Origin of the sequence: Streptomyces sp. NPDC059256 (genome assembly GCF_042753785.1) — a bacterium.
GTDB lineage: Bacteria > Actinomycetota > Actinomycetes > Streptomycetales > Streptomycetaceae > Streptomyces.
The window spans coordinates 192,683-205,935 of the sequence record NZ_JBHYZO010000008.1 but is presented as its reverse complement, the minus strand read 5'-3'; the positions used below and the strand labels follow the sequence as shown (position 1 = coordinate 205,935).

Annotated in this window: 12 protein-coding genes and 1 tRNA gene; 7 read left to right on the top strand and 6 right to left on the bottom strand. The window is 68.4% G+C overall.

All coding sequences use genetic code 11. From position 1 onward, the window contains the following. Positions 1-73: 73 nt before the first annotated feature. The 4 genes from ACFXJL_RS20210 to ACFXJL_RS20195 all read left to right on the top strand — a co-directional run bounded on the left by ACFXJL_RS20210 (position 74) and on the right by ACFXJL_RS20195 (position 3,138). Positions 74-208, top strand: coding sequence for a hypothetical protein (locus tag ACFXJL_RS20210; RefSeq protein WP_329024911.1), 135 nt, complete (start codon positions 74-76; stop codon positions 206-208). 64 nt (positions 209-272) lie between these two features. Continuing rightward, positions 273-941, top strand: coding sequence for a VWA domain-containing protein (locus ACFXJL_RS20205; protein WP_358877962.1), 669 nt, complete (start codon positions 273-275; stop codon positions 939-941). Positions 942-943: 2 nt separating this feature from the next. Then, entirely contained in the window at positions 944-1,801 is an 858-nt protein-coding gene (locus ACFXJL_RS20200; protein ID WP_384694245.1) for a PP2C family serine/threonine-protein phosphatase, read from the top strand. After that, a complete protein-coding gene (locus ACFXJL_RS20195; protein ID WP_384694242.1) occupies positions 1,801-3,138 on the top strand; it encodes a protein kinase in 1,338 nt (445 codons plus the stop codon). The genes ACFXJL_RS20200 and ACFXJL_RS20195 overlap by 1 nt, the downstream gene beginning before the upstream one ends. Before the next feature lie 137 nt (positions 3,139-3,275). On the opposite strand, the gene ACFXJL_RS20190 is transcribed toward ACFXJL_RS20195, so the two are convergent. From ACFXJL_RS20190 to fdhD, 4 genes are all read right to left on the bottom strand, one after another. Continuing rightward, positions 3,276-3,620 carry a hypothetical protein gene (locus ACFXJL_RS20190; protein WP_358877812.1) on the bottom strand — a complete coding sequence of 115 codons (345 nt, stop codon included), beginning with the start codon at positions 3,618-3,620 and terminating at the stop codon, positions 3,276-3,278. A gap of 24 nt (positions 3,621-3,644) precedes the next feature. Beyond that, on the bottom strand, positions 3,645-5,156 hold the full coding sequence (locus tag ACFXJL_RS20185) for a hypothetical protein (protein ID WP_384694239.1): 1,512 nt from the start codon (positions 5,154-5,156) through the stop codon (positions 3,645-3,647). Positions 5,157-5,340: 184 nt separating this feature from the next. Then, complete coding sequence (locus ACFXJL_RS20180; protein ID WP_384694236.1) at positions 5,341-6,165, bottom strand: ankyrin repeat domain-containing protein; 825 nt, start codon at positions 6,163-6,165, stop codon at positions 5,341-5,343. Positions 6,166-6,187: 22 nt separating this feature from the next. Beyond that, positions 6,188-7,027, bottom strand: coding sequence for a formate dehydrogenase accessory sulfurtransferase FdhD (gene fdhD, locus ACFXJL_RS20175; protein ID WP_358877809.1), 840 nt, complete (start codon positions 7,025-7,027; stop codon positions 6,188-6,190). A gap of 427 nt (positions 7,028-7,454) precedes the next feature. Between fdhD and ACFXJL_RS20170 the strand changes: the two genes are divergently transcribed. Continuing rightward, the gene (locus ACFXJL_RS20170) at positions 7,455-8,429 is read left to right on the top strand and encodes a beta-ketoacyl-ACP synthase III (RefSeq protein WP_329024926.1); all 975 of its coding nucleotides are present in this window, start codon (positions 7,455-7,457) and stop codon (positions 8,427-8,429) included. Positions 8,430-8,540: 111 nt separating this feature from the next. Beyond that, positions 8,541-9,029 (top strand): NUDIX domain-containing protein, encoded by a 489-nt coding sequence (locus ACFXJL_RS20165; RefSeq protein WP_358877808.1) that lies wholly within the window; start codon positions 8,541-8,543, stop codon positions 9,027-9,029. 23 nt (positions 9,030-9,052) lie between these two features. Here ACFXJL_RS20165 and ACFXJL_RS20160 read toward each other — a convergent pair whose 3' ends face one another. Beyond that, positions 9,053-10,402, bottom strand: a complete 1,350-nt coding sequence (locus ACFXJL_RS20160) for a DUF2254 domain-containing protein (RefSeq protein ID WP_384633402.1) — start codon at positions 10,400-10,402, stop codon at positions 9,053-9,055. Between the two features lie 379 nt (positions 10,403-10,781). On the opposite strand from ACFXJL_RS20160, the gene ACFXJL_RS20155 reads away from it, so the two are divergent. Next, positions 10,782-10,869 (top strand) — tRNA-Leu (locus ACFXJL_RS20155). Between the two features lie 149 nt (positions 10,870-11,018). Here ACFXJL_RS20155 and ACFXJL_RS20150 read toward each other — a convergent pair. Continuing rightward, positions 11,019-12,989, bottom strand: a complete 1,971-nt coding sequence (locus tag ACFXJL_RS20150; protein WP_384694231.1) for an amino acid transporter — start codon at positions 12,987-12,989, stop codon at positions 11,019-11,021. Positions 12,990-13,253 lie beyond the last annotated feature (264 nt).

Sequence of the window (13,253 nt, the reverse complement as noted above, 5' to 3'; positions counted from 1 at the left end):
CCTCGTCCGGCATCACCCGGGGTCCCACCGGCCTTAGGGTCCATACCGACAGCAGAACTCGGGGGAGTCCAGCATGAGTTACCTGCCCGAACACACGGCACGCGCCAGACGGGTCGTACTCGGCCTCTTCATCACGGCCACCGCCCTGGTGACAACAGGCGTTCTGTTGACCGCAGGACTGCTGCTGAACCGGGTACTGCCCCGATGAGGGCGAACCCGCACCACGGCAGCGAACAGGAGGACACGGAGTGAGTGACATTCCCGGCGGCCCGATGGAGAACCGTCCGGTCCATTTCATCTGGATTCTCGACGTCTCGTACTCGATGATGGGTGAGAAGATCGGGCAGCTCAACTACGCCATCCGCGAGGCCATCCCGGAGATGCGGTCCGTCGCGCACGACAATCCAGCAGCCCAACTACTGCTGCGCGTACTGACGTTCTCCTCCACGGCACAGTGGCACATCGCCACCCCCACCCCGGTGGAGAGCTTCACCTGGCAGGACGTCCAGGTCGACGGCGGCACCAACCTCGGCGATGCGCTCTACGCCGTCGCCCGGGAACTCGAAACCCCGCCCATGCCGCAGCGGGCCCTCAAGCCCGTGCTCGCACTCGTCTCGGACGGACAACCCCTCGACGAGTGGCGCGAAGGACTGCGCGCCATCGACGCCACGCCCTGGGGCAAGAAGGCCGTACGGGTCGCGATCGGCATCGGCGCCGACGCCGACCGCAGCGTCCTCCAGGAGTTCCTCGCCAACCCCGAACTCCAGGTCCTCGACGCCAACAACCCGAAACAACTTGCCGCCGCCATCCGCTGGGCGTCCACGGCAGCCGTCAAGGCCGCGTCACAGCCCGTGGCGGGAGCCACCCCCGGAGCCAAGCAACTCGCCCCTGCCTACGCTCCCCCCGCACTGGACGACGACGATGACGACGATGTGTGGTGAGCGTGCCCAACCCAGATGAACCAGCACGGCCCTGGGCCCTGCGGCACGGAAGTGTGCAGGGGCCGGCGAAGGCGCTCAACCAGGACTGGTGGGACGCCCAGTACACCCCCGACGGAGCCTTGGTGATGGCAGTCGCCGACGGCCACGGCTCCGCCGCCCACCCGCTGAGCCACCTCGGCGCACGGTACGCCGTGGACGTCTTCACCCTCTGTGCCACCGAGTTCGCCGCCCGGGCCAAGGGCGCAGGGGAGGGCAGCGGCCCGGGGCTGCGCAGACTCTGGGCGGACGCCCACGACCGCATGCCCCGGGAGCTGGTACGCACCTGGCAGGCATGGGTCGGCGACCGGCACACCCCGGTCGCGGGCGAAACACCGCGCACCGGCCCCGCACTGCTGCGCGCGTACGGCACCACGCTCATCGGTGCGATCCTCACCGAGGAGCTCTTCGTGGCCTGGCAGCTCGGCGACGGCGACCTGATGGTGGTCCACCCGGACGGCACGGTCGCCTCGCCCCTGACACCGCAACAGCTCGAACTCGGCGACGAGACCGAGTCGATGTGCAGCAGACAGGCATGGGACCTCGTACGTGTCCATTGGGCACCCATCAGCGATCCCGCACGTCGGCCGAGGCTGGTGACCCTCTCCACCGACGGCCTCTCCAACAGCTTCGCCGCCCGTGAAGGCTTCATCCGCTTCGTACGGGAGCTCGATCAGCGCATCGACGACGAGGGGCTGGATCCGGTCGGTGACGCACTACCCGGGTGGCTCGCCCGGGCCGGAAGTTACTCGGGCGACGACACCACCGCGGTCGTCGCCTCGTTGCAGCGGTCCACCCCTGCACGCAAGGAAACGGAGGACTGATGTCCGGGATGCTCGACAGCGGAGCCAAGCTCACCACGGACACCGGGGAGGAGGTGTCCGTCGCCGATATGCTGGGCGCCGGCGGCCAAGGCGAGGTCTACCGGGTCAAGACCCGTGCCGGCGACAAGGCCCTCAAGTGGTACTACCCGGCGTGCGCCACTCCCGAGCAGCGAACCATCGTCGAGGGCCTGGTCGGTCGTGACTTCGAGGACGACCGGTTCCTCTGGCCGCAGACCTTCGTCACCGGCGGCAGGCACGGTGGATTCGGCTACCTCATGGACATTCGGCCCGACCGGTTCAAGGGACTGCCCGCACTCTTTCGCCGCCAGCTCAAGACCAACCCACTGGCCCTGATCACCGCCGGACTCCAGATGGTCGAGGCGTACCAGGCACTGCACTCCCGTGGCATCGCCTACCGGGACATCTCCTGGGGCAACATCTTCTTCGACCCCGACAACGGCGATGTCCTCGTCTGCGACAACGACAACGCCGTGAGCGAGGGCGACAGCACCGGCATCTCGGGAACCATGGAATTCATGGCACCCGAGCTGGTGCGCGGCGACCAGGGAGCCGTCCCCGGCACCCAGACCGACCTCCACTCCCTGTCCGTCCTGCTCTTCATGCTGCTGATGAACCACCATCCGCTGAAAGGGCGCGCCGAGTTGGAGATTCGCTGTCTCGACGAGGCTGCGGAACGGCGGCTCTACGGAAAACGCCCCATGTTCATCTTCGACCCGGTCAGCGACGACAACCGGCCCGACCCCGTCGAACACGGCACCGTCCTCGCGACCTGGGCGGTGGCGCCGCCCGTCCTCCAGAAGCTCTTCACGCAGAACTTCACCGACGGCCTTCACGACGGCATGCGCAGGGTCCGCGAGACCCAGTGGCGCCACGCCCTGAGCGAGGTGCGTGACACCATCGTGGTCTGCGCGGGCTGCGGACGACAGAACATGACGGAACCACGAACCTCGACCCCGGGCATCTGCTGGTCCTGCAACCGCGTCCTGATGCTGCCCCCGCGGCTCGTCGTCACCACCCAACGCCCCAGGGTCGAACGGAACCTCCGACTGCGCCGGGCGGCCCGGGTGTACGACCACCATCTGCACGCCGAGCCGACACGCCATCGCTACGACGCGGATTCCGTGGTGGCGGAGCTGGTGGAACATCCCCAGAAGCCCGGCAAGTACGGTCTCACCAACCGCTCGCGGGAGACCTGGACCACCCGAAAGTCGGACGGCACCACCCAACAGGTGGCGCCAGGGCAGAGCGTGCCCCTCAGAGCCGGGCTGGAGATCCAGCTCGGGAGCTCGGCCCGGGCCGTGGTCAGCGCGGACTGACAGCACCGCGGTGCCGGTCTCCCGAGACCAGGAGTCCGGCACCCGGCGGTGCCCATGGCGGCACGAAAGCTACGGCTGCCCCCGCGCAACGTTCCGACGGGCGTGGCCCGGCCGGCACCACGCCCCTGAGGCCCGGTCTAGAGCCCGATCGCACCACCCAGTGCCTGGGCCAGGGCCAGCGCTGCTCCGCCCGCCCCGGCACCGGCCTGGATCGCGTCCAACCAGCGGCGCACCCGCCCCTGGTCGACCGCACGGCCCTCCTGCTGTGCGCTGACGATCTCGCCCTGCAACAACTCCGCGTCGCCGACGAGCCCGGGCTGCTCCCTCCGCAACTGTTCCACCAACTCAGCGGCGAGCCGTACGGCCTCCGCCGCCGAGGCACCGTGGTTGATCTGCACCCGTCCCTGGCCGTCCACGTTCACCCCGTGGTCACCGAACTGGTTCTGTCCACCACTGACACTGCCGATGTTGTACGTGTTCATCGCTCTCCCCGAAGTGATGCGTAGCTATGTCGTCGTGGCGCCACCCGCAGGGGACGCCGGAGCCTGACCCGCCGGTTGCCCGGGACCGCCGCCCTGCTGGGCGTTGTTGGTGCCGTAGTTGCCGAACTGGTTCTGCCCGCCCTGCACACTGCCGATGTTGTACGTCTGGTTGTTGATCACCTTCTGGGCCCGGACGAAGTCACTGGTGTCGATGTTGTGATTCTTCAGGAACTTCTCCGTGGCCACCAACACACCCTGCTGGAGCCGTTGCAACACGTCCAGGGCGTCCATCCGCTCGTCGAAGTCCATCTCGTCCACCGGCCGGGCGGCACGCTCCCGCAGGCTGTCCGTCGCTCCGTAGTCGTACACGACGTGGTGTTTGGAGATCTCCCGACGGATCTTGCGCAGCCGCTTGTTCCGCTGCGACTGCGCCGACGCGCGGCGTTGGATCCGGCCCCCCGAGCTGAACAACATCCAGCGCAGGCTCTTGGTCGTCGCCTTGACCAACTCCCACCACTCCTCGAAGCCACCGAGGGGGATGTAGGCGACGTGTTCGAACCGCAGCTGGACGGGCGGAAGCACATAGGCCGCCACCTGCCAGGACAACCGGTCCAGCGTACGACGGGCCCGTAGATGCATCGACACCACGAACTTCCCGCCGGAGCCCACCACTTCGAGGCTGAGATAGGTCCGCATCCCGCCGCCCTCCTGGAGCACACCGGACTGGACCAACCGCTCGTCGATCCTCGGCAGCGGACGACCGAGCGGGTCCGGCAGCAGATCGGCACCCAACGCCCGTACGTGCAGGCCCCGCACGTACAGCCGATTGCGCGCCCGCAGCCCGCTCAGGCCCGCTATGCCACCCATCTCACGGGCCATGTAGGCGTGCAGGTCCACGGTGTCGAAGGGCAGGATGGGAAGCTTTCCACCACCCGGGGCGTCATCGGGCCGACCCACGTCAATGCTCGGCCACACGTCCTCCTTGATCCGCACCCCACTGCCGACGAAGGGGTTGTCGGCCTCGGCCTGTGCGTCGTACGGGACGACGTTCGCCCTGCGCAGGGCACGGAGGCGATCCTCAACCTCCGGTTCCACGCCGGGAGCGAGATCCTGCGGCCGGTCCTTGCCGCGGTAGGCGTCCCGGGCGGCGCGCCAGGCCAGGTGGAGTGCGCGGTGGACCAGGACCGCCGCGGTCAGCAGGGCCAGGCCGGCACTCGCCGCCAGTACGGCGGCGGTCTGCTGGGCGCCGTTCGTCAACGAGACCAGCGCGCCGATCAACGTCCCGATCAGGGCCAGGAGCACGAACAACAGTTGGGCGTCCCGCCGTCTCCTGCGCAGCTGCGCGGCGCTCGCGTGACGCACCAGGGCGACGAGATTGATGCCCAGGGGTAAGCCGATCGCCTTCAACCGGTCCGCGGTGAACTCGTCCAGCACCTCCTGGGCGAAGCGTTCGTCGAGATGGGTGTGTGCGCACAGTTGCCGTGTGACGGCGTCCTCACGGTACTGCGGCAGAGATGGCAGGGCGCGTGGCGTCATGGGTCCCCCTCCGGTGATGCCGCTCTCAGCGTAGACACCGACCCGCTCGCTGTCCCCTGATCACGCGTGGCGGGGCGTACGTCCCGCAGGGAGGATGCCTGTTCCGCGACCCCCGCACCCGATCCCGGCGCGCAGCGACCGCACGGACACTCCGTGGGCCGGCGGCGCAGTCGGGACGGCTCGATCAGCGGGTCAGATCGACGCAGGGACGACTGTCACCCGAGCCGTCCCACAGCACGGTGAACCCCGCCCGGCGAAAGGCCGCCACCACCCGCGTTCCCGCGCGTTCCATCTCTGCCGCGGTCCCCTCGGGCGCTCCCCAGAAGGCGAGGTGCAACTGCCCCGTGGCCCGGGCGCGCCGGGTGTCCTGTCGGGTGGTGAAGCAGAACCCCACCAGGGCGTCGAGGTCAGCACCTCGGGCGTGGAACTCGTCGCGACAGTCGGAGAAGGCATCGGACTGGGTGGTGCCCGTACCGGGAAGGGCGATGAATCCGTCGGTGTTCAACTCGGCGAACACCCGCGCGATGCGTTTCTTCGCCCCGCGCCAATCGGATCTGGACCAACTCCCCGTCGGTTGCGGGTCCGTCGTCGATGCCTTCGTCGACCCTGGCACCGGTGTTCTCGCCGGCCCTCCACCCATCGCGACCTCGATGAGCCCGATGACTTCCTCGGCGGCGTTGACCGTGATGTGGTTGCCGTGGCTGTCCCGGACGTCGGGATCCGCACCGTGTGCGAGGAGCAGCGCGACCGGTTCGGGTGTCGCGGAGAACTCGGCGGCCAAGTACAGGGCCGTGCGTCCGTCCCGGCTCAGTTGCTCGACAGGAGCCCCATGGGCCAGGAGGACCGCAAGGGTCTCGGTGGCCGCGACGGGGGCCTCGCCCGTGGCCATGGCGGCCCGGTGCAGGGCGCTCCAACCCGCCCCGTCGAGCGCGGTCACATCGGCACCGGTGTCCAGGACGGATCGCAACGCCGTCGCATCCCCCCGACGCGCGGCAACGAACATGTCCATCGACTCCTCCAGAGCCACTTGTTCAGTCCTCGCTCTCGAAGGCGATGCGGCCTTCCCCCGCGTAGACGTTCATCGAGCTGCCGCGCAGGAACCCGACGAGCGTCAACCCCGACTCGGACGCCAGATCGACCGCCAGCGACGAGGGCGCGGACACCGCGGCGAGCACGGGGATTCCGGCCATCACGGCCTTCTGCGCCAACTCGAACGAAGCGCGCCCCGACACCAGGAGGACGGCCCGTGACAGAGGCAGGCCGCCCTGCTGCACGGCCCGGCCGATCAGTTTGTCGACGGCGTTGTGGCGACCCACGTCCTCACGCAGGTCGAGCAGTTCGCCCGATTCGGAGAACAGTGCGGCGGCGTGCAGCCCCCCGGTCCGGTCGAAGACCCGCTGCGCCGCGCGCAAACGGTCGGGGAGTGCGGCGAGCAGCGCGGGCGTGACACGGACCGGGGGAGTGTCGGCGATCGGGAATCGGGTGGACGTCCTGACGGCATCGAGGCTCGCCTTTCCGCACAGGCCGCAGGATGAGGTGGTGTACACATGCCGTTCCAGACTGATGTCCGGAACGGTGACGCCGGGTGCGAGCCGTACATCTACGACGTTGTACGTATTCACACCGTCCGCGGTTGCACCTGCGCAGTAGGTGATGGAACGCAATTCCTCCGCGGTGCCGATCACTCCCTCGCTGACGAGGAATCCCGTCGCGAGAGCGAAGTCATCCCCCGGGGTGCGCATGGTGATCGCCAGTGGTTTGCCGTTGAGCCGTATCTCCAGCGGCTCCTCGGCGACCAGGGTGTCGGGGCGGGTGGACACCACGCCATCCCGGATACGGAGGGTGCGGCGGCGCTCGGTGGCCCGTCCCATGCGGCTCCCTTTCCATCCATCGATCTCTGGGTGTCCGGAGGTGCCACGCCCTTCGACGTCAAGGTGGCCCGGCTTCTGCGAGGTGGGCCCGGAGGCCCCGGTACGTCCCATTCTCCCGCACCGCGGGGCCGTCACGTCGGCGCCCCGACGCCGACGGGCGGGGGTCTCGTCCAGCGTCGCCGCGGCCTCTCGCACCGGCCGTGGCGATCATGATCACAAGAGACGCAGATCACGTCCGCCCCATGGAAGTCAATTGGTTTGCCACACTCGGGGGGCTGCCGACCACTGCCGAACACTCTGCCCGCGCCGCAATCCTTCCGGAAGCTCCAAATTCAGGGGGCCTAATCCTGTTGGATCACCTGCCCTCGTACCGGTTGGTAGCAGCCAAGACTTGGGTCTTCCACTGCCCGCATGGAGGGGATCGCAGATGACCGGTTCACGTATCACCGCCCTAGGGCACTACCAGCCCGCCACCGTACTCACGAATGAGGACATCGCCGCTCTGGTCGACACCAGCGACGAATGGATTCGGACGCGGGTCGGGATCGAGACCCGCCACCGTGCCGCGGACGACGAACCGGTCGACGAGCTGGCCGCGCACGCCGGTGCCAAGGCGATCGCAGCGGCCGGCCTCACTCCGCAGGACATCGGGCTGGTCCTGGTGGCCACGTCCACCGCGATCGACCGGTCCCCGAACATGGCCGCCCGGGTGGCAGCGCGGCTGGGCATGGAGTCGCCCGCGGTGATGGACCTCAATGTGGTCTGTGCCGGTTTCACCCATGCCCTGGCCACCGCCGACCACGCCGTCAGGGCAGGGGCTGCCGAACGCGTCCTGGTGATCGGTGCCGACAAGATGACCGCGATCACCGACTGGAGCGATCGCACCACCTGTGTTCTCGTCGGCGACGGCGCTGGAGCGGCGATCGTCGAGGCGGACCCCCTCGGGGTCGACGACCAGGACGGCGAGGGTGGGCATCGCCCGGGCATCGGGCCCGTGCTGTGGGGCTCGGTTCCCTCGATGGGCCATGCGGTACGCATCGAGGGGACGCCGCCGCGGTTCGCCCAGGAGGGGCAGACCGTCTACCGCTGGGCCACGACCCAGCTGCCGCCGATCGCCCGCAAGGTCTGCGAGCGCGCCGGGGTGCTGCCCGAGGAACTGGCCGCGGTCGTGCTGCACCAGGCGAACCTCAGGATCATCGAACCCCTCGCTCAGAAGATCGGCGCGGTCAATGCGGTGATCGCCCGCGATGTCGTCGAGTCGGGCAACACGTCCGCAGCCTCGATCCCGATGGCCCTGGCCAAGTTGGTGGAGCGAGGCGAGATCTCCACGGGCGACCCGGTCCTGCTGTTCGGCTTCGGCGGAAACCTGTCGTACGCGGGCCAGGTCATCCGCTGCCCCTGACCAGGAAGCCTCTTCCTGACCCGGAAGCCTCGCCCTGACTGGGAAGGCTCCCGTGATCTTCAGGGCTGTTCCTGACCGGGAATGGGGGACGGCTCCGGCAGACTGAATGGCATGGCGACCAAGAGAAGCGCGGGACTCCTTCTGTTCCGCACCCCCGATCGGAGCGGGGCCCTCTCGACAGAGGTTCTGATCGGGCACATGGGGGGACCTTTCTGGCAGGACCAGGAGGAGCGGGCGTGGTCAGCGCCCAAGGGGGAGTACACCCCCGACGAGGAGCCCATGGCTGCCGCGCGTCGGGAGTTCGAAGAGGAGCTGGGGTTCGCTCCACCGGAGGGCGAGTGGCTGCCACTCGGCGAGTCCCGACAGCACCACGGAAAGATCGTCACCCTGTGGGCGATGGAAGCCGACCTCGATCCGGCCCCCTTCGTGCCGGGCAACTTCACCATGGAATGGCCGCCGCGCTCGGGCCGACTCATGGAGTTTCCCGAGATCGATCGGGTCGAGTGGACCGGGGTGGAGGCGGCCCGCACCCGACTCGTACCGGGCCAGTTGGTCTTTCTCGATCGACTTGAAGAGCTACTGGTGTCACGCGGGGGCTGACGCCGACCGTGCGCGCCCCCTGGTCAGCCGATTCCCTGCCGGTCGGCCAGCAGCGCGAACTCGCGGTCCGCGGCTTCGGGCACCGTACCGACCACAGACTGCACCAGCAGTGTCCGGTGCCGCAGCAGGGGAATCCGCCGCTCCTCGACCATGACCCGCTCGTCCCGTCCCCAGGTCGAAGCCGAGTCCTGTGTCAACAGGAGCAGCAGATCGTCGATGGCTGCCATCAGCCGCCGGGTGACCTGCGGTGCATCGGTCGAGGCCGCTCGGATCTCCGCCAGCCCCAGATCGACGAGATCCGTCCAGTTCGGCACGTCCTGTTCGAGTCTGACCTGCCCCTGCGCGTCCCGGTGGTGCAGGGCGCCGAGCGGTTCGTGGGCGAGCGCGGACAGCAACTGCACGATCCGGTCCACGCACTGGACCGCCGTCGTCGGATCATTCACTGCCGGTGAGAGTGCGCGCAGCGCGATGTCCGAGAGCTGTCGCAGCCCCAGTCCGAGGTCCTGGTGGAATGTGCGCTCGGTGCCGACGTGAACGGCGAACGAGGGCACCCGCAGCCGCGTGTTCGACGTGCCGTGAACGGCCAGCATCGGAGTACCGGGCACGACGAAGTCCCCGATGCGAGGGATCAGCCGCAGCACGACCCCCTGCCGTCGGGCCCTTCTGACCAGCCAGGTCACGTTCACATCGCGCAGCACACCCGCCCGCCCTCGATAGGGAATGCGGAGGGATTCCGGCGGCAGTTCCACCGGCGTCCCCTCCCCGGTGGGTTGGCGTGCCAGAGCGCGCATCGCCTCCCGGGTGATCCGATCCACGACCGGCCCCACCTGCATCAATCGCAGGGTCGATGACACATAGGCGATGAACAGCAGCAGACTCAGCGCCACGAGCACCATGGTCAGCAGGCTCTGGATCACCGGTACCGAGCTGACGCGCCGCGGGTTGATGTCGCTGTCGTAGGAGGTGAGCACCAGGAGGGAGAAGAGGAAGGTGGCCAGGAAGATCGTCAGGGTGAGCTTGCTGATGCGACTGCGTACGAAGATCCGCACCACCCGGGGGGTCAGCTGACCGCTGGCCATCTGCACGGCCACGAGCGAGATGCTGAAGACGACACCGATGAAGGTCATCATGGCCGAGCTGATCGTGGTCACGATCGTCTTGGCGTCCTCGGTGATCGACACCAGGGAGCGGACCTCGTCGTAGGACTGCTCCTCCTTCAGCGCCGTGATCAGCGCGGTGTCGAGCGCGGATGCCCCCACCCACAGCAGCACGGCGAGGACCAGCCCCACCGTGGGCGCGAACCACAGGGTGTCCCTCAGATGCTCACGCAGCGGTGAGAGCGGGCGGGGCCGTCGATAGCTGCGAACGCTCACGCGACTGAAGGTAGCGTCACTCACGGTGTCTTTGCGTGTACGGGGCGCGGTGTCGTGGTTCGTGAGCGCTCGGGCGCACGGAGCGCATCGGGCGCGAGAGCAGGAGTGGGCCGTCGACACAGCGAGATCGACGTGCCCCTGCACGGTCATGCCGTCGATTCGACCTCTGCGTCCGTCCCGACCTTCACCTCGATCCGCAGTGCCTGGTCACCTTCGACCCGATTCGTTCCCGATCCGTTCCCTCTGGATGTGGTGCCTGAATGCGGAGCGAAGTGGATCACCGCTCTGACCAGGGGCCGAAGCGAAAAGGCGAGACGAGACGGGTTAAACCCCTGGTATTGTTGTCCTTGTCGCCGCGGGAGACCGCGGTGGTCACCTAGTCCGGGTGGCGGAATGGCAGACGCGCTAGCTTGAGGTGCTAGTGCCCTTTATCGGGCGTGGGGGTTCAAGTCCCCCCTCGGACACCAGAAATCACCAGGGATGGCTTCCCTGATCGGTTTCATCGAACTCCCAGTACCGACTGAATCGGGCTGGGAGTTCTTCGTGTGTCCACCTCGGATCTTCCTTGAGGGACACCCGCGGGCGGACCCGGTCGGTGGGCTCGCCCGAGGCCGTCTCACCCGACGTGCACTCGCGGGCGGCGTTCCGGATCCGGCTCCGCTCGGCGCAGCACCTCCCGGGTCACCGGCGCGGTCTCCCCGTCGCCGAAGACCAGGAAGCGCAGCAGACGTCCGAAGGGAGCGCCCTCGGTCCAGGTGAAGTACGCGTGCGGAACATCGCCGGTGAGATCCCGGACGCGCAGCAGGACCGCCGCGATGGCATTGGGGACCGTGGCCGCCTCCACCCGTAGTCGGCGCACCCCGTGCTTCTCCTCCCCGTGAACCAGGAGATCGGCCGTGAAGTCCGACGAGTCCTTCACGAACACCTCCAGGAAGAGCACCGGGTGTCCGTCCGGGATGTGGGTCTCCTGCCGCTGTTGGTACTCCTTCAGCCGGTAGGCGGCCGATGTGTGTTCCGACGGCGCGTTCGCGATGATCCGTAGGGGGCCGCCGGCGGCTGCCTCCTCGACGAAGTGCGTCGCCGTGGTGTCGAAGTCGACCTCCGCCGAGCGCAGTTCGAAGGCCCGGTGCACCCGTGAGGCGAAGGACGTCAGCACGATGGTGACGATGAACAGTGCGGCGATCTTGATGCCGTCCGGACGCTCGATGACATTGGCGACGAGGGTGTACGCGAAGACCACCGTGATCACAGCGAATCCGATCGCCGCCCTGCGGTGTCCGGCCCGTCGAACCGCCACGGTGGAGGCGAACGACGCGGAGAGCATCAGGACCAGGACGCCGGTGGCGTAGGCGCCGCTCTGCTTGTCGACGTTGGCGTCGAAGTACCAGGTGATGACGGTGGCGATCGCCACGAACACCAGCACCAGGGGGCGTACCGCCCGGGTCCACTCGGGGGCCATGCCGTAGCGGGGGAGGAACCTCGGTACGAGGTTGAGGAGTCCGGCGAGCGCCGAGGCGCCGGCGAACCAGAGGATGCAGATGGTGGAGACGTCGTAGGCGGTGCCGAAGCCCTCCCCCAGGTAGCGATGGGCCAGATAGGCGAGGGCGCGGCCGTTGGCGGGACCGCCTGCCTTGAAGTCGTCCTGGGGGATCAGCAGTGTCGTCGCCAGGCTGGAGAGCAACAGAAAGACGCTCATGATCAAAGCCGCGGTGGTGAGCAGTTTGCGGGTGTCCCTGATCCGGCCGACCGGGTGTTCGTAGGTGTCCTGCGGGCCTCCTTTGATCTGTGGCATCACCGCCACTCCGGTTTCGAACCCGGACATGCCGAGGGCCAGTTTCGGGAAGACGAGCAGCGCCACCCCGATCATGACGAAGGGGGAGGAGTGCTCGGTCGTCATGGCGTCCCACCAGTCGGGGACCACGCGCGGTTCGTTGACCACCTGCCATGCGGAGGTGGCGAGCACGACCACGTTGAGCGTCAGATAGACGGCCACGAGCACGACCGCCACACCGATGGCCTCCCGGAACCCCTTGAGGAAGACCGCGCCGAGGAGGCCGATGAGCACCAGCGTGATCCAGAGGTTCTCGCCGTGGAGCCACTGCGGCGCGTAGGGGTTCTCCACCACATGGGCGGAGGCATCGGCGGCCGAGAGGGTGATGGTGATGATGAAGTCGGTGGCGGCGAACCCCAACAGAACCAGGACGAACAGTTTCCCGGCCCACCAGGGCAGCAGCCGTTCCAGCATGGCGATCGAGCCTTCGCCGTGCGGTGACTCCTTGGCGACCCGTCGGTAGACGGGGAGGGCCCCGAGCAGGGTCAAGGCCAGCAGTACGAGGGTGGCCAGGGGGGAGAGGAGTCCCGCGGCCAGTGCGGCGATGCCGGGTTGGTAGCCGAGGGTGGAGAAGTAGTCCACCCCGGTCAGACACATCACGCGCCACCATCGATGGCCGCGGTGCTCCGGGGTGGGTGCCCGGTGGGGTCCGGGGTGTTGGGCCGGTTGCTCGGTCAGGCCGTTGAGCAGCCAGGTCCGACACCGTGCGGTCAGTTCGCCCCGTGTCCCACTGCTGGGCGGTGTGGTGTCCGTCATCGTGCACCTTCCACCGTGAGGGGGCGGGGCCCGGGCGGCGGGGGAGCGAGTGCAACGGTGGCGGATGGGGTCGGGCCGGTGGTTCTGGGGCGGGGTGCGGTGTGCCGGTCGGTGCTGCGGATCCCGTACGTGGTGCCGTGCAGGGCCTTCGGGCCCGGCCTGATGGCGACCGCGCGCACCGGTGCCGTTCGTCGCCACTGCGTTGCCCGTGGGGGTGGTCGGCGCGCCTGTGGCTGCCCGGCGTCACCGTCCACCTGTGGTCAG

What these genes read in the sequence shown, in the direction of transcription:
- ACFXJL_RS20210 (WP_329024911.1), top strand. Translation starts at nt 74, where the DNA reads ATGAGTTACCTGCCCGAACACACGGCACGCGCCAGACGGGTCGTACTC.
- ACFXJL_RS20205 (WP_358877962.1), top strand. Translation starts at nt 273, where the DNA reads ATGGAGAACCGTCCGGTCCATTTCATCTGGATTCTCGACGTCTCGTAC.
- ACFXJL_RS20195 (WP_384694242.1), top strand. Translation starts at nt 1,801, where the DNA reads ATGTCCGGGATGCTCGACAGCGGAGCCAAGCTCACCACGGACACCGGG.
- ACFXJL_RS20190 (WP_358877812.1), bottom strand. Translation starts at nt 3,620, where the DNA reads ATGAACACGTACAACATCGGCAGTGTCAGTGGTGGACAGAACCAGTTC.
- ACFXJL_RS20185 (WP_384694239.1), bottom strand. Translation starts at nt 5,156, where the DNA reads ATGACGCCACGCGCCCTGCCATCTCTGCCGCAGTACCGTGAGGACGCC.
- ACFXJL_RS20180 (WP_384694236.1), bottom strand. Translation starts at nt 6,165, where the DNA reads ATGGACATGTTCGTTGCCGCGCGTCGGGGGGATGCGACGGCGTTGCGA.
- fdhD (WP_358877809.1), bottom strand. Translation starts at nt 7,027, where the DNA reads ATGGGACGGGCCACCGAGCGCCGCCGCACCCTCCGTATCCGGGATGGC.
- ACFXJL_RS20170 (WP_329024926.1), top strand. Translation starts at nt 7,455, where the DNA reads ATGACCGGTTCACGTATCACCGCCCTAGGGCACTACCAGCCCGCCACC.
- ACFXJL_RS20165 (WP_358877808.1), top strand. Translation starts at nt 8,541, where the DNA reads ATGGCGACCAAGAGAAGCGCGGGACTCCTTCTGTTCCGCACCCCCGAT.
- ACFXJL_RS20150 (WP_384694231.1), bottom strand. Translation starts at nt 12,989, where the DNA reads ATGACGGACACCACACCGCCCAGCAGTGGGACACGGGGCGAACTGACC.